Origin of the sequence: Mycolicibacterium sediminis, assembly GCF_010731735.1 — a bacterium.
GTDB lineage: Bacteria > Actinomycetota > Actinomycetes > Mycobacteriales > Mycobacteriaceae > Mycobacterium > Mycobacterium sediminis.
In genome coordinates, this window is sequence record NZ_AP022588.1 from 2,710,684 (window position 1) to 2,733,278 (window position 22,595).

Consider the following 22,595-nt stretch of genomic DNA (forward strand, 5'->3'; position numbering starts at 1 on the left):
TTCAGAGTTGCGTGCCGGGCCCGACGTTGCTCGACGGACGGGTCCGTAGGTCGCGGACGTACGCCTCGGGTGCGCCTGCGATCTCAGCGGCCTCGGCCATGACGCCGAGGTAGCGCGCCGACGGGATGCCGCCCTCCCACGCGTCGACGACGTAGAGCCAGGCCAGCACGGGGTCGGTGCTGTCGGTGTCGGACGACAGGCGGTGCACCCGGCAGCGGATCTTCTTGTGGAAGCCGAGTTCGGAACCCTCCCAGCGGTCGAGGTTCTCCTCGTCCTCCCGTGTCATGTCGTAGAGCACGACGAACACCTTGGAGTCGGGATCCTCGACGAGGGTGGCGAGCGCGCCCTCCCAGCCGATGTCCGCGCCGCCGAACGTCAACCGCCAGCCGTTCAGCCAGCCGGTACCCGCCACCGGCGAATGCGGGGCGCGCTGAAGCATCTGCTCCGGATGCATGTTCGATCCGTAAGCGGCGTAGAGCGGCACGGGGGCAAGCCTAAGGGTTGACGGGCATGGGGGTGGCGACACGGGGTTAGATGGTGACCGTGGTTACCCGCATCGCGATCATCGGTGGTGGCCCCGCCGGCTACGAAGCAGCACTCGTCGCGGCGGCCCGCGGCCCCGAGGTCGCGCAGGTCACCGTCGTCGACTCCGACGGCATCGGCGGCGCGTGCGTGCTGTGGGACTGCGTGCCGTCGAAGACGTTCATCGCCTCGACCGGCGTGCGCACCGAACTGCGGCGCGCGAACGGTCTCGGCTTCGACATGGACATCGACGACGCGAAGATCTCCCTGTCGCAGATCCACAACCGGGTGAAGACGCTGGCCCGGTCGCAGTCGGCCGACATCGGGTCGAACCTGCTGCGCGACGGCGTCACCGTGGTCCAGGGTCGCGGTGAACTGGTCGACGACGTGCCGGGCATGGCGCACCATCGCGTCAGGGTGACCACGCCCGACGGAAAGGTGGGCACGCTCAAGGCCGACGTCGTGCTGATCGCGACGGGTGCGAGTCCGCGGGTGCTGCCCAACGCCCGCCCGGACGGCGAGCGCATCCTCAACTGGCGGCAGCTCTACGACCTGACGGAACTGCCCGAGCACCTCATCATCGTGGGGTCCGGCGTGACCGGCGCCGAGTTCTGCAGCGCGTACACCGAACTGGGCGTGAAGGTGACCGTGGTCGCCAGCCGCGACCAGATCCTGCCGCACGAGGACTCCGACGCCGCGGCCGTACTGGAGGAGGCGTTCGCCGAACGTGGCGTGCGCCTGGTGAAGAACGCGCGCGCCGATTCGGTGACCCGGACGGCGGACGGCGTGAAGGTGGCCATCGCCGACGGCCGCACCGTCGAGGGCAGCCACGCCCTGATGACGGTCGGGTCGGTGCCGAACACCAGCGGCCTGGGCCTCGAACGCGTCGGCATCGAACTCAAGCCCGGCAACTACATCGGGGTGGATCGCGTCTCACGTACCGCCGCGTCCGGCATCTACGCCGCCGGCGACTGCACCGGCCTGCTCCCGCTCGCATCGGTCGCGGCCATGCAGGGCCGCATCGCGATGTACCACGCGCTCGGCGAGGGCGTCTCGCCGATCCGGCTGCGCACCGTCGCCGCGGCGGTGTTCACCCGCCCCGAGATCGCCGCCGTCGGGGTGCCCCAGACCAAGATCGACGACGGCACCGTGCCCGCGCGGACGCTGATGCTGCCGCTGACCACGAACGCGCGAGCGAAGATGTCGCTGCTGCGGCGTGGTTTCGTGAAGATCTTCTGCCGGCCCGCCACCGGCGTCGTGATCGGCGGTGTCGTGGTCGCGCCGATCGCCTCGGAACTGATCCTGCCGATCGCGCTGGCGGTGCAGAACAACCTGTCGGTGACCGATCTGGCACAGACGCTGTCGGTGTATCCGTCGCTGTCGGGGTCGACGGTCGAGACGGCCCGCCGCTTGATGACGCACGACGACTTGGACTGATGCGGCTAGCCTGGTGGTGTCGTACTGACGAGTAACTAGGAGCCTCTCACGTGAGCGAAGCTTGCGAGCGAACCACAGGCACGGGCGATTCGATCCCAGGTCCGGGTAACGGGCAAACCTTCCTCGGTCCCGAGCAGCGCGCACGCGCCTGGGACCGGTTGGGCAGCGAGCAGTTCGACGTCGTCGTCATCGGTGGCGGGGTGGTGGGCGCCGGAGCGGCCCTGGACGCCGCGACCCGCGGCCTGAAGGTCGCGCTCGTCGAGGCACGCGACTTCGCGTCGGGCACGTCGAGCCGCAGCTCCAAGATGTTCCACGGCGGGCTGCGCTACCTCGAGCAGCTGGAGTTCGGTCTGGTCCGCGAGGCCCTGCACGAGCGCGAGCTGTCCCTGACGACGCTCGCGCCGCACCTGGTGAAGCCGCTGCCGTTCCTGTTCCCCCTGACGAAGCGGCTGTGGGAGCGGCCCTACATCGCCGCCGGCATCTTCCTCTACGACCAGCTCGGCGGCGCGAAGTCGGTTCCCGCTCAGAAGCACCTGCTCAAGGGCGGCGCCCTGCGCTTGGCGCCCGGGCTCAAGCGCAACTCGCTGATCGGCGGCATCCGCTACTACGACACCGTCGTCGACGACGCCCGGCACACCATGATGGTGGCGCGCACCGCGGGTCACTACGGCGCCGTGGTGCGCACATCGACGCAGGTGGTGTCGCTGCTGCGCGAAGGTGACCGGGTCACCGGTGTCCGCGTGCGCGACTCCGAGAACGGCGCGGTCACCACCGTGCGCGGACACGTCGTCGTCAACGCGACCGGGGTGTGGACCGACGAGATCCAGGCACTGTCCAAGCAGCGCGGGCGGTTCCGGGTGCGTGCGTCGAAGGGCGTGCACATCGTGGTGCCGCGGGACCGGATCGTCAGCGAGGTCGCGATCATCCTGCGCACCGAGAAGTCGGTGCTGTTCATCATCCCGTGGGGCACGCACTGGATCATCGGGACCACCGACACCGACTGGAATCTCGACCTGGCCCACCCCGCCGCGACGAAGGCGGACATCGACTACATCCTCGGCACCGTCAACACGGTGCTGGCCACGCCGCTGTCGCACGACGACATCGACGGCGTCTACGCGGGACTGCGACCGCTGCTGGCGGGGGAGAGCGAGGAGACCTCGAAGCTGTCGCGCGAACACGCCGTCGCGACGCCCTCGCCCGGACTGGTCGCGATCGCAGGCGGCAAGTACACGACCTACCGCGTCATGGGCGAGGACGCGATCGACGCAGCGGCGGAGTTCGTGCCGACGCGCGTCGCCCCCTCGATCACCGAGAAGGTGCCCCTGATGGGCGCCGACGGCTACTTCGCCCTGATCAATCAGACCGAGCACGTCGGGGCGCACTACGGCCTGCACCCCTACCGCGTGCGCCACCTGCTGGACCGGTACGGCTCGCTGATCGGCGAGGTACTGGCCATGGCCGAGGGCAAGCCGGACCTACTGACGCCGATCACCGAGGCGCCGGTGTACCTCAAGGTCGAGGCCTACTACGCCGCGGCCGCCGAGGGCGCGTTGCACCTCGAGGACATCCTGGCGCGGCGGATGCGCATCTCGATCGAGTACCCGCACCGCGGCGTCGACTGCGCCCGAGAGGTCGCCGACGTGGTCGCGCCGGTCCTGGGGTGGAGCGCCGAGGACGTCGACCGCGAGGTGGAGACCTACCTCGCGCGCGTCGACGCCGAGGTGAAGTCGCAGCAGGAACCCGACGACCAGGCAGCCGACGCGTTGCGGGCCGCCGCGCCCGAGGCGCGCGCCGAGATCCTGGAACCGGTGCCGCTGACGTGAGCCGCGGGCGGGCTCGAGCACCGCTGCCCGTGCGCGACGGCCTGGGGCCGGCGCGGGTGCGGGTGCACGGCGGCCTGCTGGTCGACGAGTTCGAGCGTCGGTTCTCCTCGGGCGCCAAAGTGCGTGCGGGCGAGGTGTTCTCGGTCGGCGGCGAGGTGCTCGACGAGACCACCGTGTTGCCCGCCGGTGCGTTCGTCTACCTGTATCGCGACCTGCCCGACGAGGTCGAGGTCCCGTTCGACCTGCCGATCCTGCACCGTGACGACGACGTCGTGGTGGTCGACAAGCCGCACTTCCTGGCGACGATGCCCAGGGGTGCCCACGTCGTGCAGACCGCGCTGGTGCGGTTGCGCCGTTCCCTCGACCTGCCCGAGTTGAGCCCGGCACACCGGCTGGACCGGCTCACCGCCGGCGTGCTGCTGTTCACGGCGCGCCGCGAGGTGCGCGGCGCCTACCAGACGATGTTCGCCCGCGGCGAGGTGCGCAAGACCTACCTGGCGCGGGCGGGGGTGGATCCCGCGCGCGAGTTCCCGATCACGCTGCGTAGCCGGATCCGCAAGGAGCGCAGCATCTTGCAGGCGTTCGAGGAAAGCGGGGAGCCGAACGCGGAGACCCGGGTCGAGCACCTCGGCGACGGGTTGTACCGGCTGACCCCCACCACGGGACGCACACACCAACTCCGGCTGCACATGGCGTCCATCGGCCTGCCGATCAACGGTGACCCGCTCTATCCGGACGTCGCCGACGTGGAGGTGGGCGACTTCTCGCGGCCGCTGCGGCTGCTGGCACAGCGACTCGAGTTCCGCGATCCGACGACGGGGGAGCCGCGCGCCTTCACGACGTCCAGGTCGATCTAGATCGACGAATCACGCGTGCGGAGCCCGTCGTGCGCGCAGGATGATCGGGTGAATGCGAAGCAGGCAGTGGTCGCGTGCGCCGTCGGCGCGTTCTTCGCCGCGGGACTGGCCGTGGCCCAGGCTCCCGATGCCGACGCCATCTGCGGGTCGATCGGTGGTCGCCACGTGGACGTCAGCGGGTGCTCGGACCCGCTCTACGAACTGAACGACGCTCTCGCGCCGCCACCTCCGCCGCTGCCCAACGTGAGCGTGTGTGCGGGCTTCGGGCGCAGGGTCACCGTCAGCGGCTGCGTGTGAGCCGGCTGGACCCCACCCCGGAGCAGCTCGCGGCACTGGCCGCCCGGCCTGCGGACGAGCCGGTGGTGATGGTGAACCTGCTGACCTTCCACGTCGACGGTGGCCGTGAGCGCTACCTGCGCTACGCCCGGGAGGTGGTCCCGCACATCCAGCGGGTCGGTGCGACCGTGCGGTACGCAGGCACCTCGCCGGCGACGGTCATCGGGCACGGCGAGCGGCCGGGGTGGGACGCGATCCTGGTGGTCGAATACCCCTCTCCCGCCGCGTTTCTCGACATGGTGGCGGGCCCCGGTTACGCCGACGTCCACGAACACCGCTCGGCTGCGCTGGAGTACGGCGACCTGGTGGCGACGTCGGTCTGGTCGCTGACCGACTGACGGCGCACGTGGTCTACTGACCCGATGGATCGCACCTCCTTCGACCGCCTCTTCGACATGACCGACCGCACCGTCGTGGTGACCGGCGGTACCCGGGGCATCGGCCTCGCGCTGGCGGAGGGCTTCGTCCTCGCCGGCGCACGCGTCGTCGTCGCCAGCCGCAAGGCCGACTCCTGCGAGGAGGCCGCCGCGCACCTGCGCGCACTCGGCGGGCAGGCGATCGGCGTGCCGACGCACGCCGGCAGCGTCGACGACCTCGGGGCGCTCGTGGATCGCACCGTCGCGGAGTTCGGTGGTCTCGACGTGCTGGTGAACAACGCCGCCAACGCGCTCGCGCAGCCCATCGGCGACATGACGACCGAGGCGTGGACCAAGTCGCACGACGTGAACGTGCGCGGTCCGGTGTTCCTCGTGCAGAAGGCATTGCCGCACCTCAGGCGCAGCGAGCATGCCGCCGTCCTCAACATGGTGTCGGTGGGGGCGTTCAACTTCGCGCCGACGATGTCGATGTACGCGGCGGGGAAGGCCGCGATGATGGCGTTCACCAGGGCGATGGCCGCCGAGTTCGTCGCAGACGGCATCCGCGTCAACGCCATCGCGCCAGGGCCGGTCGACACCGACATGATGCGCAACAACCCGCAGCAGGCGATCGACCACATGGTGGGCGGAACGCTCGTCAAGCGCCTCGCCACAGCGGACGAGATGGTGGGCGCGGCACTGCTGTTGTGTTCGGACGCAGGCAGTTACATGACGGGAACGGTCATCATCGTCGACGGCGGCGGGACCCCGCGCTAGGGCTTCCTGCGGTCGGCGAAGGCCGCGGCGGCCGCGCGCAACTCACCGCTGGTCGATGCCAGGATCTGGCTCCGGTTCTCCACCTGCAGTGCGGCATCGAGGCCGGGCGCGTCCAGATTGGCCCACAGCACCTGCTTGGTGGACTCGAGGCCGAACTTGCCGTAGCCGCACAGCGTCTCGGCGATGGCGAGGGCGTCGTCGACCACCGATCCCTCGGAGACGCGTGACACCAGGCCCAGTCGCAGGGCCTCGGGGGCGTCGACGGTGCGGGCGGTCAGGATCAGGTCGAACGCCTGCCCGGCGCCGACGATGCGGGGCAGCGTGTAGCTGACCCCGATGTCACACCCGCCGAGGCCGAGCTTGATGAACTGGGTGCAGAACTGGGCGGAGTCGGATGCCACGCGGATGTCCGATGCGAGCGCCAGTGCGAAACCGCCGCCGTAGGCGGGGCCGTTGACCGCTGCGATCACGGTCTGTCGGAGACGGCTCAGCTTGAGTACCAGTTCGGCGATGCGCTCCTGCCACCGCATGCTCGACCGCGGGAACTCCAGTCCGGCCGTCGCGTCCTCGGGGAACGGCTCGGTGAGGTCGAGCCCGGAACAGAACCCGCGTCCCGCGCCGGTCAGCACCACGACGCGGCACTCGTCGTCGGCGCGCAGGTCGTCCAGCACCCTGTGCAGATCCTCGACGAGGCCGTGATCGAGGGCATTCAGCCTGTCGGGCCGGTCGAGGGTGACCAGCAGGACGTCGGGCCGAGGGCGGGTGAGGTGGAGGTTCGCCATCTCGCGACCCTATTGCGGCTCAACCGGCGTTGCTGTCCCACCCCGAGATGCCGACGACGATCAGGCGTAGTTGCCGGACGGCCGTCGCCCGGATGTCCTCGAGCGCGGCGGCATCGTGCGCGTCGTCGACGGATTCCGCGATCGAGATCATCGCGTTGACGAACAGCGTCGACAGGATGTTGAGGTCCTCGCTGCTCCAGGTGTTCAGCCCGGGGAAGCGGGCCAGGTCGATGGCGAGTTCGGAGGTGATCAGCCGGATCTCGGTGCGGATGGCGTAGCGCAGGACGGTGACCCCGCTGTTGCGCTCGCGGCCGATGAACCGCCAATGCTCGCGCCGCTCGTTGACGCCCGCGATGAGGATGTCGACCGACGACTCGATGACCCGGTTCGGGTCGAGCTTGCCGGCGCGCGCGCCGCGCAGCATGTCGCGCAGGGCGCGGAACGACTCGTCGATGAGCACGAGTCCCAGGGCGTCCATGGATTCGAAGTGCCGGTAGAACGCGGCCGGCACGATCCCGGCCTCACGCGTCACCTCTCGGAGGCTCAGTGCGCTGAAGCTGCGTTCCTCGAGGAGTCGTAGCGCACCGGCGATGATGGCCCGGCGGGTGGCTTCCTTGCGTTCTTCACGCGAGGCGCCGTCCCGCGGAACGCGCGACGAGTGTGATTTAGGAGTACGACTGTTCACCGGTTGTGAACCCTACCACAACCTGCAGAAAGCTCTTGCGATCTGCGCCGATGAAGCGCACGGTATACACATGTTCACTCAAACCCCGAAGCTGCGCCTCCGCGATCGAGTGCTGCGCTCATCGCTGGTGGACCTCCTGACCGGACCGCACGGCGTCGACCGCTACACCGAGCTGGTGGAACCCACCTGGACCCTCGGCGATGCCCGTGCCAAGGTCGTGCACGTCCGGCGCGACACACCGCGCAGCGTCACCCTGACGCTCGAACCGAACGCCGTGTTCACCGCCGGCCCGCCGCTGCGTGCCGGCCAGCACGTCAACCTCACCGTCGAGGTCGACGGCCGCAGGCAGACCCGCTGCTATTCGCCGGCGAGCGGCGAGAACCGCCGGCTCATCGAGCTGACCGTCGGCGTGCACGACGGCGGCGTCGTCTCCGAGCACCTCTACCGCAACGCTCAGCCCGGCATGGTCGTCGGGCTCGAGGGTTCCGGCGGGGACTTCGTACTCCCGGCGGTGCGGCCCAAGCGCATCCTCTTCGTCTCCGGCGGTAGCGGCATCACCCCGGTGATGTCGATGCTCCGCACGCTGATCGCCGAGGGGCACGCCGAGCAGGCCGGGGCCGAGATCGCGTTCGTGCACTACGCGCGCTCGGCGGACGAGGCGTGCTACCGCGAGGAGCTGGCCACGCTGCACGGCGTGCGGGTGCTGCACGGCTACACCCGCAGCGTCGACCCGGGCGATCTCGTCGGCCGCTTCGGCGCCGAGCATCTGGCTGCGGCGATGGATTCGCCCGACGCAGTCTTCGTCTGCGGGCCGACCGCACTGGTCGACGCCGTCCGGGAAATCTGCCCCGACGCGCTGTGGGAGAGCTTCGTGCCCCCGGTGTTCACCGTGGACGTCGAGGCGTCCGGTGGGCAGGTCACGTTCGCCGACAGCGACGTCGACGTCACCGACGACGGCCGCTCGCTGCTCGAGCAGGCCGAGTCCGCGGGCCTCACCCCCCAGAGCGGGTGCCGGATGGGCATCTGCCACACCTGCACCCGCCGCAAGACCAGTGGTGCCGTCCGCAATCTCATCACCGGCGCCGTGTCGACGACCGACGAGGAGGACGTGCAGATCTGCGTCACCGCTCCCGTCGGTGACGTCGAAGTCGCCCTCTAATCACGCTTTCCGACCACCGAAGAACCTACGAGAAAGGATCAGCCATGACTGCCATGCTCGACAGGACCACCGGCAAGACCACCGAGAACGAGACCGAAGCGACCACCCCCGAGGTCACCCGCAGGGGCGGCGTCAGCAAGACCGTGAACGGCGAGACCGTCAGCCTCACCCCCGAGCAGGTCGAGGCGTTCGGCAAGGAACTCGACGCGATCCGCGAACGCGTCATCGACGACCTCGGTGAGCGCGACCTGACCTACATCCGCAACGTCATCAAGGCCCAGCGTGGCCTCGAGGCCGGTGGCCGCGCCCTGCTGTGGGCCGGCGTGCTGCCGCCCGCGTGGCTGGCAGGCACCGCGATGCTCGCCGTGTCGAAGATCCTCGACAACATGGAGATCGGGCACAACATCATGCACGGCCAGTACGACTGGACCGGCGACCCGGCACTCGCGAGCCGCAACTTCGAGTGGGACTCGGCCTGCCCGAGCGACCAGTGGCGGCACTCGCACAACTACATGCACCACACCTACACCAACATCGTCGGCATGGACCGCGACGTGGGCTACGGCATCCTGCGCATGAGCGAGGACCAGAAGTGGGCGCCGTACTACCGCGGCAACCCGATCTACGCGTTCCTGCTGATGGTGTTCTTCCAGTACGGCGTGGCCCTGCACGAACTGGAGACCGAGCGCATCCGCTCCGGTGAGATCTCGATCGTCGACAAGCGCGAGATCGCCGCGGGCATCTGGAACAAGGTCAAGCGGCAGACGCTGAAGGACTACGTGGCGTTCCCGCTGCTGTCCGGCCCGTTCGCGCCGTTCACCTTCGCCGGCAACGCCACCGCCAACCTGATCCGCAACGTGTGGTCCTACGCGATCATCTTCTGCGGACACTTCCCCGAGGGCGTGCAGGAGTTCTCGGTCGAGGAGACCAAGAGCGAGTCCCGCGGACAGTGGTACTTCCGCCAGCTGCTCGGCTCGGCGAACCTGACCGGCGGCAAGCTCTTCCACCTGATGAGCGGCAACCTGTCGTTCCAGATCGAGCACCACCTGTTCCCGGACATCCCGGCCCACCGGCACGCCGAGCTGGCGCCCGAGGTCCAGGAGATCTGCGAGCGGTACGGCCTGCCCTACAACAAGGGTCCGCTGCCCAAGCAGTTCGCCACGGTCGTGAACAAGATCTTCAAGCTGGCCCGCAAGCCGTTCTGAGTCTCGAGCGGCGACACAACGGTTGTTGACGTTTTCCGGCGACATTCCATCAACAACCGTAGTTTCGGCCAAGTCTGAATCAGGTCTGACAGACCGGACACCAGAAGGAGATCCGCTCGCTGCCGGTGACTTCCGCCCGGTCCGACAGCACCGTCGTCCCGCAGCGTCGACACGGACGCCCGACCCGGCCGTAGATCCACAGATCGCGGCCGGGTCTGGTGTCTCCGGTCGTGGTGCGGTTGACCCGGGAACGGTTGAGCCACAGCATGTCCCGCGCGCGCTGGACCATCCGCAGCGGATCCTTCAGCTCGCCCACCGGCGTGGTCGGCAGCCGCCCCATGACGAAGCACAATTCGTTGGCATAGACGTTGCCGACCCCGGCCATCACGCGCTGGTCGAGCAGCGCCTCGGCGAGGGGACGCTCGGGATCGGTCACCAGGTTCGTCGAGGCCACTTGGGGTTCCCAGTCCGGTCCGAGCAGGTCGGGGCCCAGGTGCGCGACGACCTCCATGTCGTGGTCGCGCTCGAGGATCTCCAGCACGCCGAGGTCGACGCCCGCGGCACGCGAGTCGGACGTCTCCAGCAGGATGCGAACCTTGTACTCGGGCACCCGGCGGATCTGACCACCCAGCAGCCAGGCGCCGTCCATCTTCAGGTGGGAGTGGATGCTCGCGTCCCCGGCCCGGATGAAGAGGTGCTTGCCGCGGCTGAGCACCTCGTCGACGACGCAGCCGGTGAGGTCGACGGTCGCGAACTTCGGCACGCGCACGTCGCAGCGGGTCAACGTCTTGCCCTCGAGCGCCTCGCGCAACTTCGTCGCGGTGCGGTAGACGGTGTCGCCTTCCGGCATTGCGCCTCCGTTCGTCTCAAACCTTCGGTAGAACGCTACATGCGCGGCTGCGGCGGCATTCCAGCCGAATGGGCGGCATGGTCTGACGTGTCGCCAGTCCTCCTGCGCAGGAGTAGATCTGGGCGCCGTCCGGCCCCGTGCGCGTCGCCCAGGATGCGTGGTCGTCACGCCACGCCGGTACGCGCCTACTGAAATTGACATCTCGGTGCGATTCTGGCAAATATGAACGACTGTTGACTAGGCATCGTTTCTCCATCGAATCCTCCTCGAAGTTGCCTCGTAGATGGTTACACTTCGCCGTCGCGTGAGGGTGGTGCGCGACGTTCACGCATTGAGGGGAAAAATGGGCAAACATCGTCAAGGATCACGTCGGGGGATTCTCCGGCCCTGGATCACCGTCGGTGTGGCGCTCGAGGTGGCCGGCGCGGTTGCGATCACCTGCGCCGTGAACCCGACCATCGCCGAGGTGGGGCTCGCCGCCAGCCACGCGATCTTCGTGGACGGCACCAAGTCGCCGATCCTCAGTGACCTCGACGATCCGGCCGACCGCATGCGGGACAGCTTCGCCGGACGGTACGACTTCCCCGGGGATGACCCCGAGTTCGTCCGCTACCCCGGGACCGTCGGCTTGGCGAGCGTCCTGACCGACGGTTTCGGCGCCCCGACGTTCGACGCGTCCGAGCAGGTGGCGGTCGACGACCTGGTCCAGCGGGTTAAGGCGAACCAGACCGGTGGCGATCGGACCGCCACGACGTACCTCGTCGGTTACTCGCAGGGTGCCGGTGCGGTGGTCCGCGCCGTCGCCGACCTCGAGAACGCCGAAGACTCGAACTACGACGCCGCTCACGTCGTCGTCGTCCTCGCGGCCAACCCGCGGCGCAACGACGGCGGTGTGCTGACGCGGTTTCCCGCCTTCACGCTTCCGCTGATCGGCGCCACCTTCGGGGTGGGGACCGATCCGTCCCAGACCAGGATCATCCAGGTCACCAAGCAGTACGACGGCGTCGCCGACGCCCCTCTCTACGTCTTGAACGTGGTGGCGGACCTCAACGCCGTCCTGGGGTTCGTCTATCTCCACGGTGGTTACTACCGGGACGTCGACATCGATCCGGAGAACCCGCCGGCCGATGCGCTCGTGACGACGCACTCGGACGGCCGTGTCACCGACATCCTGTTGCGCAACAAGCCCGGCGACCTTCCGCTCACTCGTCCGCTGCTCGACCTCGGCGTGCCACGCGACGTGGTCCTCGCGATGGATCCCGCGCTTCGCGCCATCATCGAAAGCGGTTACGACCGGCCGGCGAACGGCTCCGTGACGTCGGATCGACCGGTCCCCTTCAAGCTGCTTCCCAGCGCGGGCGACGTCGCGCGAAACACCCGATCGGTGGCGGAGGGCGACGAGCCGGCGTCACCGGCACCCACCGCGCCGCAGTCCTCGCCCGTGGCCGAACCGACGCCGGCAACTGCCGACGCGTCCGGTCGCGCCGCGAAGGCGCCCACGACGACCGTCGCGGACGGCGAGCACGGGGCAGTTGCCGGGTCGAACCCGAGGAAGTTCACGCCGCCCCGATCCGCGCCGGGAGGGTGGAAGCCCGGCATGCTGCTCCGCGGAGTCCGCGACGCCGTCACCACCGCGTTCACCCCGCGGTCCACCACGGCGGACTCCCCGTCACCGTCTGCGCCGGCCGATCCGGTCGCGCCGAGTGCGACCGTCGGCAGCAGCCCCGAGAAGGACTCGGCCACGACCGCCGCGGCGTCGTAGTCCCTAGGGACCCGGCTGGACCGACCGCAGCACCCGCTCGGCCTCGTCGACGATGCGGCCCACGAGTGGTGTCGCGGGCTCGATCTCGCGGATGAGGTCGACGGCCTCACCCGCCCACACGGGGTGGTAGTCGGGATCCCCGCGCTCGACGCCCGCCGCGTATTCGGCCTTCGCCGCCGCGTCGTCCCGCAGCTCGTCCTCGCGGTCGTGCCACGCGTCGGTGAAGCGGTTGCGCAGCGTGCGTGCGGTGAACCGGTGCGGCCACGGCGAATCCCGGACGACGTCGAGCACCCGGTCGCGGGTCGTGTCGGCGGCGGACGCGGCGATGATGGCCTTCGACTCCAGGGGTCCGACGAGCGCCTCGTGGGTGGCCTCGAAGCGAGTGCCGATCATCGCCCCCGCCGCGCCGAGGGCGAGGGCGGCCGCCACCCCGCGCCCGTCGGCGATCCCGCCGGCCGCCACCACGGGCGTCGCGCCCGCGGCGTCGACGACTGCGGGCACGAACGCCATGGTGCCGCGGCCCTCGCCGTGACCGCCGGCCTCGGCGCCCTGGGCCACTACGGCGTCGGCACCGAGGTCGAGGGCGCGACGGGCGTCGTCGAGTGTGGTGACCTGGACGAGCAGCGGGATTCCCGACGCGCGGACGGCGGCGGCGAACGGCGTGGGGTCGCCGAACGACAGCATGATGGCGGCAGGCCGGCGGGCGATCACCTCGTCCAGTGTCGCGGCGTCGACGGACCACGCCAGAAGGCCCACGCCCCAGGGCTTCTCGGTACCGGCGTCGGCCACGTCGCACTCGCGCCTGAGCCATTCGGCGTCGCCACTGCCGATCATGCCGAGGCCGCCGCCCTCGGAGACGGCTGCGGCCAGTGCACCACCGGAGACGCCGCCCATCGGGGCGAGCACGATCGGGTGATCGACGCCCAGGAGTGTCGTCAGTGCGGTGTGCAGAGCCATGTCAGCACTGTAGGCAGACGGCTCAGGCGGGAATCGAGGACAGTCCTCGCGCCGCCTCCTGGTGACGGTGCTGGCGCTCCACCACGGCGAAGTAGAACGCGTACGCGAACGCGCAACTGGTGAAGAGACTCGAGACGAAGAACAGCCATGGCCGGTTGATCCCGCGGCGACGCCCGTCCCAGATCGTGAACAGCGGAAGCAGGATGACGTTGATGATCGTGTAGTCCTGGCTCGCCGACGCGGCGGCGGGGTTGTCGTAACCCAGCACGATGAACTGCTGCCAGCTGCCCGGCCCCCAGAAGGGGTTGCCGCCCGCCACGGCGTACTCCGCGACGAACTGGTGGTTGAAGTAGTAGCCGAGGCCGATCGACGCCACGCCGATCACGTACAGCGCGATCTCCATCGCGGAGAACGTCGGTCCGCCCGCCGGCCGGGCGAAGATCTGCGGGTTGGCCCGAACGATCCAGGCGATGACGGCGATGCCGAGAACCAGATGGACGATGAGCGAGATCACCAGGCCAGTATGGAACGGTTCCCGCCTCGTTTTGTCACTTTTGCCGTTTCGACGTGGCGGTCAGATGCCCTTGATCCGCACCGACTCGTCAGTCCATGGGAGCGACGAGGGCTCGCCCGTGCATCTCGAGATCGGTGACCTTCGTCGCACCCGTCCGATCAACGAAGCCGCAGGCCCCGCGGTGTGCGCGCAAAACCTGCTGCCACCAACGCATCACCGACCAACGCGAGTGCTGGATCGTTGGTCGAGTCCAGGACCGGCATCCCGTTGACCTTCTCGACCAGCAGCGCCTGCAGGCGACCGGAGCCGACGAGCCCCACCAACGCGGTCGCGGCTGCGGTGAGGGCCTCGGTGTCCTCGGAGTACGACAGCAAGGTGCGGCCCCCACGCTCGAGGAACCACACCAGCTCTCCGTCCACCAGCACGACCAGCGCGCCCGCCTTGCGGCCGGGCCGATGGGTGCCGTCGGCCGGCCAGGGGAGTGCGGCTCCATAGGGGTTCGCCGGGTCGGCCGCCGCGAGGACGACGGCGTCGTAGGCGCGGGTGCCCGAGTCGACGTCGTCGAGGTAGGTGCGCAACCGGTCGACCGTCGACGCCACTGCGAACTGCGCGCCACCCAGCGACTCGACGAAGTACCCCCGCTGACAGCGGCCGGCCTCCTCGAACGCGCTGAGCACCTTGTAGAGCATCGCGAATCCGCCGGGCACGCCCTCTGCGGACCCCTTGGTCAGGACGCCGTAGCGGCTCAGCAGCAGATCGGCCTGGAAGTGCGTCCGGATCGTGGAGTCGGGTTCGGCGGCGGGCAATGCCGACCACCGTCCCGCGACCGTGGTGTCGGTGGTCCTGGTCTGTGCATGGGCGACGCTGTAGCGGCTGAGCCTCGGCGCCCGCTGTTGCTTCTGCCGGTGTGCGCCACCGCCACGGCGCCGGCTGCCGCCCGAGAGCACGGCCCGCACGGGCGCGAAGGTGTCCCCGGTGACCCAGCCTGCCCAGACCAGTTCCCAGAGCGCCTTCTTGACCGCGTCGTCGGCGGCGCCGAGTTGACGGAAGAAGTACGCGCCACCGTTGCCGAGCGTCGCCATGATCTCGCGGTGGGTGTCGGTGAAGTCGATCTCCGCGGGCGCGGCCAGGCTGAGTGGCGCCGAGTCCGCGGTGTGGAAGGCGATCCAGCCGTCCGAGCCGGCGATCGGTCCGGCGCCGGACCACGTCACCTCGCCGGTCGCCAGCAGCTCGTCGAGCATCGCGGGCTGGTAGTCCCGTACTCGCGGGCCGAATACCAAGGGTTCGATGGCCGACGCGGGGATGGGCACGCCCGACAACTGGTCGATGACGCCGGCGAGTCCGTCGACGCCCGAGTTCCGGGTCGACCCGACCTGCTGCCACGCGGGCAGGAATCTCGCGTAGGCCGCGGTGCTGACGGGCTCGACCTGCGCCCGCAGGACGGCCAGCGACCGCCGCCGCAGGATCTTGAGAACGTCGGAGTCGCACCACTGTTCACCGATCGGGTCGGTGTACTCGCCCTTCACCAGCTTGCCGTCGACCGCCATCCGGCCCAGCACGTCGGCGGTCACCCGCAGGCCCAGCCCGAACCGGGCCGCGGCCTCGGCCGTGGTGAACGGGCCGCGGGTGCGCGCGTAGCGGCCGAGCAACTCGCCGAGCGGATCTCGGACGGATTCGGTGAAGCTCAAGGGGATGCCGACGGGCACGCCGACGCCGACGCCGTCGCGCAGCAGGCCCATGTCCTCGATCGCCACCCACCACGTCTCGCCGGCGAACGACACCGTCAGTGCCCGGCGGGCGGCGTGCAGCGCTTCGAGCCATCCGTTGACGTCGGACGCCGTGGAACGCGCCGCGACCTCGGCCGCGGTCAGCGGGCCGAGGAGGCGCAGGAGGTCCGCGACGCCCTCGGCGTCCCGCGCCTGACGATCCTCGGCGAGGTGCTGCAGCTGCCGGTGCGTCGACTCGATGACGGCCGGGTCGAGCAGCTCGCGGAGTTCGACGCGCCCGAGCAGCTCGGAGAGCAGCACACTGTCGAGTGACAGTGCGGCGGCACGTCGTTCGGCCAGCGGGCTGTCGCCCTCGTACATGAACGCGCCGACGTAGCCGAACAACAGGGAGGCGGCGAAGGGTGACGGCGTCGACGTCTCGACCTCGAGCACCCGGATGCGGCGCGAGGCGATGCGATTCATCAGTTCGATCAGCGTCGGCACGTCGTAGACGTCCTGCAGGCACTCGCGGACGGTCTCCAGCACGATCGGGAAGTCCGGGTACTTGCGCGCCACGTCGAGCAATTGGGCCGCACGCTGGCGCTGGTGCCACAGCGGCGAGCGCTTGCCGGGATGGCGGCGCGGCAGCAGCAGGGCGCGGGCGGCGCACTCGCGGAACCTCGAGGCGAACAGTGCCGAGCCGCCGACCTCGGCGGTGACGATCGGTTCGATCTCGTCGGCGTCGAACACGAACAGTTCGGCGCCGGGGGCGGCGTCCTCGGTGTCGGGGAGCCGCACGATGATGCCGTCGTCGGACGCGGTCGGCTTCTCGTCGATGCCGTAGCGCTCCCGCAGGCGGCGCCCCACCGCGAGCGCGAGCGGACCGTGCACCCGAAGGCCGTAGGGGGAGTGCAGGATCACGCGCCAATCGCCGAGTTCGTCGCGGAACCTCTCGACGAGGAATGTGCTGTCGGTGGGCACGGTGCCCGTGGCCTCGCGCTGTTCGCCGAGGAGCTGGAACAGGTTGTCGGTCGCGAACTCGTTGAAACCCATGGTCGCGCAGCGCTCGTCGAACTTCTCGCGGTTCAGACCGGCGAGCTGACCGGTGAACTCGCCGATGGCCGCGCCGAGTTCGGCGGGCCGCCCGACGCCGTCGCCACGCCAGTAGGGCAGGCGCGCGGGCTGCCCGGGAGCGGGGACGACGAGGACGCGGTCGTGGGTGATCTCCGTGATCCGCCAGCTGGTGGCGCCCAGGGAGATGACGTCTCCGGGCCTGGACTCGTACACCATCTCCTCGTCGAGTTCACCGACGCGAGAGGGTTTCTCGGTGTCGGCGTTCGTCGCGAGGTAGACCGTGAACAGGCCGCGGTCGGGGATGGCGCCGCCGGAGGTGACGGCGAGCCGCTGCGCGCCGGGCCGCGCGGTCAGCGTGCCGGCGTCGCGGTCATACACCAAACGCGGTCGCAGCTCGGCGAACTCGGTGGACGGGTACTTGCCGCTCAACAGGTCGAGCGTGGCCTCGAAGGCGCTGCGCGGCAACGTGGCGAACGGCGCGCTGCGGCGGACGACCTCGAACCAGCGGTCGGCGTCGATCGGCTCCAGCGACGCCGCGGCGATGGTGTGCTGGGCGAGGATGTCGAGGGGGTTGGCGGGCACCCGCATGGTCTCGATCTCGCCGGTGAGCATGCGCTGCACCGTGACTGCGCAGTCGATCAGGTCGGTGCGGTGCTTGGGGAACAGGACGCCGCGCGAGACCTCGCCAACCTGGTGGCCCGCGCGGCCCACGCGCTGCAGGCCGCTGGCCACCGATGGCGGCGCCTCCACCTGGATGACCAGGTCGACCGAACCCATGTCGATGCCGAGTTCGAGGCTCGACGTCGCGACGACGGCCCGCAACCGGCCCGACTTGAGGTCGTCCTCGACGATCGCGCGCTGCTCCTTGCTGACCGACCCGTGGTGGGCCTTGGCCAGCAGCGGCTCGGCACCCGAGGCCTGGCCGCTGGCCATCACGTGGGCGGGCGCACCGCCGGCGACCTTCGGGTTCTTCTCCTCGGAGGGTGCGGCGCCGGTGCGTTCGGCGTAGATCTCGTTGATCCGCGACGTCAACCGTTCGGCGAGGCGGCGGGAGTTGGTGAACACGATCGAGCTGCGGTGCGACTCGATCAGGTCAACGATGCGCTCCTCGACGTCCGGCCAAATCGTGTTGTTCTCGAGGTTCGCCATGTCGGGCACGGGCACCTGGACGGAGAGGTCCCAGGACTTGCCGGATGCCGGGGCGACGATCGACGTGGGGGCGGCGCCGGACAGGAACCGGGCGACGTCCTCGGGTGGGCGGACGGTGGCGGACAACCCGATGCGCTGGGCAGGGGTGTCGAGGAGCTGGTCGAGCCGCTCGAGGGACAGCGCGAGGTGGGCGCCGCGCTTGGTGCCCGCGACCGCGTGCACCTCGTCGACGATCACGGTGGTGACGTCGGTCAGCGACTCCCGCGCCGCCGACGTCAACATCAGGAAGAGCGACTCCGGCGTCGTGATCAGGATGTCCGGCGGCGTGCGGACCAACTCTCGACGCTGGGCGGGCGACGTGTCGCCCGAACGCACGCCGACCGTGATCCTCGGAACCGGTGAGCCGAGTCGCTCGGCCACGCGGGTGATGCCGGTGAGCGGAGTCGACAGGTTCCGTTCGACGTCGACGGCCAGCGCCTTCAGCGGCGACACGTAGAGCACCCGGGTGCCGGGCTTCGGTTCTCCCGTGGCGGGCGGTTCCGCGGCGGCGAGGCGGTCGATCGCCCAGAGGAACGCGGCCAGGGTCTTGCCCGACCCGGTGGGGGCGATGACCAGCGTGTTGTCGCCGCCGGCGATGGCCGCCCACGCCTGGGCCTGCGCGGCCGTGGGCTCGACGAAGGTACCCGCGAACCAGTCCCTGGTCACGGCGCTGAACTGCGCCAGGGGGTCGGTCACGGCAGTCATGAGTCCATGGTGCCTCGCCCCACCGACACGCGGTGCGCGGTTCGCGTCAGCGAGCGGGGTCGTCGACCGCCTCGGCCAGCGCGGTGGGGATGCCCGGCATCCGTGAGATGGCGTCGAGCAGGGCGTGCGCGCAGGAATCGGCGACGCGGTCGCCGTCGATCGTCGGGTCCATCACCCGCTGCCGACACAGCTCGAAGGTGTAGGCCAGCCAGCCGTAGACCACGACCCGGAGGTCCCGCGCGATCGTGGCATCCAAGTCGGATCCGACGGCCTTGGTGATGCGCGAGATGATCCGGTTCGCCTGCCGGTCGTTGTCGACGTCGTCGATCCCGCGCAGCACCGGATCCGACCGCCCCATGCCCATGTACGCCGCCCACGCGCCGTGCGGATTCGCGTCGTCGTAGTAGACGTAGGCGAGCACCCCCGCCCGCAGTTGGTCGAACAGGCTGTCCCCGGGTCGCGGTGGCGTGTTCGTCGCCTCGAAGAGCCGTTCGCCCTCGGCGCGTACGACCGCGGCGAAGAACGCCCGCTTGTCGGGGAAGTAGTGGTACATCAGCGCGCGCGATACCCCGGCCCGCTCTGCGATCTCGTCGATGCGGACCTCGTCGTAGGGACGCTTGCCGAAGACCTCGACGCCCAGGGCGAGGAGTTCGTTGCGGCGGTCACCGGGGGAGAGCCGCCTGCGAGCCGGTTCAGCCATGATCCCGATCCTATGGAGCGGCGGTCGCAGCCTTCCGATCGGTAGCGACCGGCACCGATCCACCGGCTTGGCGGCACCGAATTCGGGGTAAACGCGGTGACCCCGTCCGTCGAGTCGCAGTCCGCTCGGCGTCCGCAGGGTCCCTTCTGAACGAGTGCAGTGGAGGATCCCATGTCAGCAGTGGAGGCGTGTGACGACGTTCCGACGACTCGCGACGCCGCGGCCGGCATCGTGCGGCAGCAGTGGATCACCGAGGAACTGGTCGGGATCAACGAGCGCCGAGCCGTCATCGAGCAGGCCAAGGGCATGTTGATGTTCGTGTACGGCATCGACGCCGACGAGGCGTTCACGTTCCTGCGCAATCAGTCCCAGAACCACAACGTCAAGGTGAACCTCCTGGCCGAACAGATCGTCAAGGACCTGGTCGAGTCGACGCGGACGAGAAGGCGACCCGACACCGCGCCCGCGTCCATGGGACTGATCGACACCGCCCACGACCGCATCCGGCACGGCGCGGAACGGCACCTGGACGGGGAGTGCAAGACCGGCATCCCCATGACGGAGCTGGGAGTCGTTCCCGAGTAACCCCGACTGCTGCTCGCATACGGGCAGAATGACGACCATGCACGCAACGGTTCTGGGCACGGGCGCCATGGGCGCGGGGATGGCGCGATCACTTCTGCGAGAGGGGATCGAGGTCACCGTGTGGAACCGCACCACCGAGCGGTCGGAGCCGCTGGCCGACGACGGTGCCGTCGTCGCCCTCGACCCGACCGCGGCGGTGGCGGAGGCCGACGTCGTGGTGGCGATGCTGTTCGACGCGGACGCGACGCTCGACACGATGGCCAAGGTGCTGCCGGCGATGAAGGAGGGCGCCGTCTTCGTGCAGTGCGCCACGGTGGGACTCGAGGGCGCCGCGCGGACCGCGTCGGTCGCGGCGGAGCACGGCGTCGCGTTCCTCGACTGCCCGGTGCTGGGCACCAAGGCGCCCGCCGAGCAGGGCAAGCTGGTGGTGCTCGCATCGGGTGACCCCGCGCTGCGCGACCGCGTGCAGCCGGCGTTCGACGCGATGGGGTCCAAGACGATCTGGGTGGGTACCGAACTCGGTCTCGGATCGAAGCTCAAACTGGTGTGCAACGCATGGATCGGTGCGCTCGCCGCAGCCATCGGCCAGTCCTTTGCCCTCGCGAAGGGCCTTGGCCTGGACCAGCAGTTGATGCTCGACGCCTTCGATGGATCCGCAGCCGGTTCCCCTTACCTGCAGGCGAAGGGCACGGCGATCATCGAGTCGTCGTACGCACCGCAGTTCAGCGTCGACGGTGTCCGCAAGGACACGGGACTGATCAGGGACGCGATCGCCTCGTCGGGACTGTCGACGGTCCTCGTCGACGGCGTTCTCGCCGCCTTCGACGCAGCCAGCGAGGCCGGGCACGGCGAGGAGGACATGGCCGCGGTCTACTTCGGCTACTGATCGCCGCGACGAGAGGAGGATCGGGACCATGTCACCCGTACCCGAGGCGCCGACGGGCCACTTCCATCCCGACGACGGCGATCCGGTACCGGTGGCGCTGGCCGGCTTCGCACGGGCCAACCGCCGGTTCGTCGAGGTGCACGAGTCACCGGCCTTCCTCACCGCCCGCCACCGCAACCCCCGACGCGTCGTCGGCCTGGTCTCCGGCGGCGGTTCCGGACACGAGCCGTTGCACGCCGGGTTCCTCGGCGAGGGGATGCTTGACGCGGTGGCGCCCGGCAAGGTCTTCGCCTCACCGCACAACCGGCAGGTCCTGGAGGCCAGTAGGCACGCCGCGGGAGATGGCGGCGTGCTGCACGTCGTCAAGAACTACACCGGGGATCGGATCAACTTCGGCATCGCCGCCGAACGTCTCCGGCTCGAGGGGATCGAGGTGCGTCGCGTCCTCGTCGACGACGATCTGGCCACCGAGAGCGCCGACACCGCGACGGGTCGCCGTGGGACCGCAGCGACGGTCGTCGTCGAGAAGATCCTGGGCGCCGCAGCCGACGACGGCGCCGGCATCGACGACCTCGCGGAACTCGGCGCCCGCGTCGCGGCGGCGAGCAGGAGCATCGCGGTCGCGTCCCGGGCGCAGACCACGGGGGCCGACGGAACACCCGCGTTCGACGTCGCAGCACACGAACTCGAGTACGGCGTGGGGATCCACGGCGAACGAGCCTCGGCCACGATCACCCGGCCGACCACGCCGGAGTTGGTGCGGCGCATGACCGACCAGGTCCTCGACGCGTTGCCGCCCGGCGGAGACGTGATCCTCGTCGTCAATGGACTGGGCGCGGTCACCCTCCTGGAACTCAACGTGATCTTCGAGTACGCGGCGCGGGAAGTCGAGACGCGCGGCGGCCGGGTGGTGGGCGAACTCGTCGGCACGTACGTTCCCGCACTGGACATGCGCGGCTTCTCGGTCACGATGACACGCACCGACGGGGAACTCCTGTCGCTCTGGGACGCCCCGGCCTTCACCCCGTCCTTCCCGAACCGATCGGTGGGCACGTCGACCGATGGGAACGTGCGATGAGCGTCGACGACATTCAGCGCGACATCGTGACCGGGTTCGCCGACGCGGTTTCGGCGGCGCACGACCAGCTCACCCGACTCGACCAGCACAGCGGCGACGGGGACTTCGGCGACAACCTCTGGGGCGGCATGGTTGTCGCCGCTGAGCGACTCGTGGACACCACGGAGTCACCGCTGGCGGTCCTGGGTGCGGTGTTCCTCGACGAGGTGGGCGGCACCTCCGGTCCGCTACTCGGTCTGCTGTTCACCGAGATCGCGGTGGCGGTCGCAGACGATCCCGGATCGGCAGACGCGTGGGCAGACGGCCTTGGTGCCGGACTGGCGGCGATCGTGCGGGTGGGGGAGGCGGCCACCGGCGACCGGACCCTGGTCGACGCCCTGGCCCCCGCGGCCGAAACCCTCAGCGCAACGGGCGACTTCGCGTCGGCCGCAGAGTCGGCGGCACGGGGGGCGCGGGCGACCGCGTCGATGCGGGCCCGTATGGGCAGGGCCAGCTACGTCGGCGACCGAGCGAAGGGCGAGCCCGATCCGGGTGCTGTCGGTGTCGCCCTGTTCCTGTGGGTGGTGGCCACGGTGCTCACCGGGTCGTCGGTGATGCCGCCGCTGGACTGCGGACTCGAGGATCTCGGGCTGGGTCGCTGACGGAACC

General features: G+C 69.8%; 21 protein-coding genes. 13 read left to right on the plus strand and 8 right to left on the minus strand.

Translation table 11 applies throughout. The annotated features are described in order from the left end of the window. Nucleotide 1: 1 nt before the first annotated feature. Entirely contained in the window at nucleotides 2-484 is a 483-nt protein-coding gene (locus G6N64_RS12990; protein ID WP_163797437.1) for a gamma-glutamylcyclotransferase family protein, read from the minus strand. A gap of 59 nt (nucleotides 485-543) precedes the next feature. Between G6N64_RS12990 and G6N64_RS12995 the strand changes: the two genes are divergently transcribed. Genes G6N64_RS12995 through G6N64_RS13020 form a run of 6 tightly spaced genes read left to right on the plus strand, consistent with a single transcriptional unit; the run spans nucleotide 544 to nucleotide 6,111 of the window. Next, nucleotides 544-1,959, plus strand: a complete 1,416-nt coding sequence (locus G6N64_RS12995) for an NAD(P)H-quinone dehydrogenase (RefSeq protein ID WP_163801715.1) — start codon at nucleotides 544-546, stop codon at nucleotides 1,957-1,959. A 50-nt stretch (nucleotides 1,960-2,009) separates the two neighbouring features. Then, nucleotides 2,010-3,785, plus strand: coding sequence for a glycerol-3-phosphate dehydrogenase/oxidase (locus G6N64_RS13000; RefSeq protein ID WP_246231133.1), 1,776 nt, complete (start codon nucleotides 2,010-2,012; stop codon nucleotides 3,783-3,785). Then, a complete protein-coding gene (locus G6N64_RS13005) occupies nucleotides 3,782-4,642 on the plus strand; it encodes a pseudouridine synthase (protein WP_246231134.1) in 861 nt (286 codons plus the stop codon). The genes G6N64_RS13000 and G6N64_RS13005 overlap by 4 nt, the downstream gene beginning before the upstream one ends. Before the next feature lie 48 nt (nucleotides 4,643-4,690). Then, on the plus strand, nucleotides 4,691-4,939 hold the full coding sequence (locus tag G6N64_RS13010) for an RNA-binding protein (protein ID WP_409370702.1): 249 nt from the start codon (nucleotides 4,691-4,693) through the stop codon (nucleotides 4,937-4,939). After that, complete coding sequence (locus G6N64_RS13015) at nucleotides 4,936-5,316, plus strand: DUF1330 domain-containing protein (protein WP_163797438.1); 381 nt, start codon at nucleotides 4,936-4,938, stop codon at nucleotides 5,314-5,316. The genes G6N64_RS13010 and G6N64_RS13015 overlap by 4 nt, the downstream gene beginning before the upstream one ends. A gap of 24 nt (nucleotides 5,317-5,340) precedes the next feature. Further along, complete coding sequence (locus G6N64_RS13020; protein ID WP_163797439.1) at nucleotides 5,341-6,111, plus strand: SDR family NAD(P)-dependent oxidoreductase; 771 nt, start codon at nucleotides 5,341-5,343, stop codon at nucleotides 6,109-6,111. Here G6N64_RS13020 and G6N64_RS13025 read toward each other — a convergent pair. Together G6N64_RS13025 and G6N64_RS13030 are read right to left on the minus strand one after the other, a co-directional pair. Continuing rightward, the gene (locus tag G6N64_RS13025; RefSeq protein WP_163797440.1) at nucleotides 6,108-6,893 is read right to left on the minus strand and encodes an enoyl-CoA hydratase/isomerase family protein; all 786 of its coding nucleotides are present in this window, start codon (nucleotides 6,891-6,893) and stop codon (nucleotides 6,108-6,110) included. The two genes, G6N64_RS13020 and G6N64_RS13025, sit on opposite strands and share 4 nt — an antisense overlap. A 19-nt stretch (nucleotides 6,894-6,912) precedes the next feature. Then, nucleotides 6,913-7,578: a TetR family transcriptional regulator gene (locus G6N64_RS13030; RefSeq protein WP_163797441.1), complete on the minus strand. Its 666-nt coding sequence runs from the start codon at nucleotides 7,576-7,578 to the stop codon at nucleotides 6,913-6,915. A 70-nt stretch (nucleotides 7,579-7,648) separates the two neighbouring features. On the opposite strand from G6N64_RS13030, the gene G6N64_RS13035 reads away from it, so the two are divergent. Together G6N64_RS13035 and G6N64_RS13040 are read left to right on the plus strand one after the other, a co-directional pair. Next, nucleotides 7,649-8,737, plus strand: coding sequence for a flavin reductase family protein (locus G6N64_RS13035; protein ID WP_163797442.1), 1,089 nt, complete (start codon nucleotides 7,649-7,651; stop codon nucleotides 8,735-8,737). Nucleotides 8,738-8,781: 44 nt separating this feature from the next. Beyond that, complete coding sequence (locus tag G6N64_RS13040; RefSeq protein ID WP_163797443.1) at nucleotides 8,782-9,942, plus strand: fatty acid desaturase family protein; 1,161 nt, start codon at nucleotides 8,782-8,784, stop codon at nucleotides 9,940-9,942. A 79-nt stretch (nucleotides 9,943-10,021) separates the two neighbouring features. Here G6N64_RS13040 and nei2 read toward each other — a convergent pair whose 3' ends face one another. Next, a complete protein-coding gene (gene nei2, locus G6N64_RS13045; RefSeq protein WP_163797444.1) occupies nucleotides 10,022-10,792 on the minus strand; it encodes an endonuclease VIII Nei2 in 771 nt (256 codons plus the stop codon). A gap of 403 nt (nucleotides 10,793-11,195) precedes the next feature. Here nei2 and G6N64_RS13050 point away from each other — a divergent pair, with 403 nt between their 5' ends. Next, entirely contained in the window at nucleotides 11,196-12,554 is a 1,359-nt protein-coding gene (locus G6N64_RS13050) for a PE-PPE domain-containing protein (protein ID WP_163797445.1), read from the plus strand. 3 nt (nucleotides 12,555-12,557) lie between these two features. On the opposite strand, the gene G6N64_RS13055 is transcribed toward G6N64_RS13050, so the two are convergent. The 4 genes from G6N64_RS13055 to G6N64_RS13070 form a co-directional block, all read right to left on the minus strand. Further along, a complete protein-coding gene (locus G6N64_RS13055; RefSeq protein ID WP_163797446.1) occupies nucleotides 12,558-13,511 on the minus strand; it encodes an NAD(P)H-dependent flavin oxidoreductase in 954 nt (317 codons plus the stop codon). Between the two features lie 22 nt (nucleotides 13,512-13,533). After that, nucleotides 13,534-14,025, minus strand: a complete 492-nt coding sequence (locus tag G6N64_RS13060; RefSeq protein ID WP_163797447.1) for a DUF2834 domain-containing protein — start codon at nucleotides 14,023-14,025, stop codon at nucleotides 13,534-13,536. 158 nt (nucleotides 14,026-14,183) lie between these two features. After that, nucleotides 14,184-18,698, minus strand: a complete 4,515-nt coding sequence (locus tag G6N64_RS13065; RefSeq protein WP_163797448.1) for an ATP-dependent helicase — start codon at nucleotides 18,696-18,698, stop codon at nucleotides 14,184-14,186. A 46-nt stretch (nucleotides 18,699-18,744) separates the two neighbouring features. Continuing rightward, entirely contained in the window at nucleotides 18,745-19,398 is a 654-nt protein-coding gene (locus G6N64_RS13070; protein WP_163797449.1) for a TetR/AcrR family transcriptional regulator, read from the minus strand. Between the two features lie 171 nt (nucleotides 19,399-19,569). Between G6N64_RS13070 and G6N64_RS13075 the strand changes: the two genes are divergently transcribed. From G6N64_RS13075 to G6N64_RS13090, 4 genes are read left to right on the plus strand one after another with little or no spacing between them, the layout of a single operon-like run. Next, nucleotides 19,570-19,983: an ANTAR domain-containing protein gene (locus G6N64_RS13075; RefSeq protein ID WP_163797450.1), complete on the plus strand. Its 414-nt coding sequence runs from the start codon at nucleotides 19,570-19,572 to the stop codon at nucleotides 19,981-19,983. A gap of 28 nt (nucleotides 19,984-20,011) precedes the next feature. Continuing rightward, complete coding sequence (locus G6N64_RS13080; protein ID WP_197748352.1) at nucleotides 20,012-20,869, plus strand: NAD(P)-dependent oxidoreductase; 858 nt, start codon at nucleotides 20,012-20,014, stop codon at nucleotides 20,867-20,869. A 28-nt stretch (nucleotides 20,870-20,897) separates the two neighbouring features. Beyond that, a complete protein-coding gene (locus tag G6N64_RS13085; protein WP_163797452.1) occupies nucleotides 20,898-21,947 on the plus strand; it encodes a dihydroxyacetone kinase subunit DhaK in 1,050 nt (349 codons plus the stop codon). Continuing rightward, nucleotides 21,944-22,588, plus strand: a complete 645-nt coding sequence (locus tag G6N64_RS13090; protein ID WP_163797453.1) for a DAK2 domain-containing protein — start codon at nucleotides 21,944-21,946, stop codon at nucleotides 22,586-22,588. Before G6N64_RS13085 ends, G6N64_RS13090 begins: the two co-directional genes overlap by 4 nt. The last annotated feature ends 7 nt before the right edge of the window (nucleotides 22,589-22,595 follow it).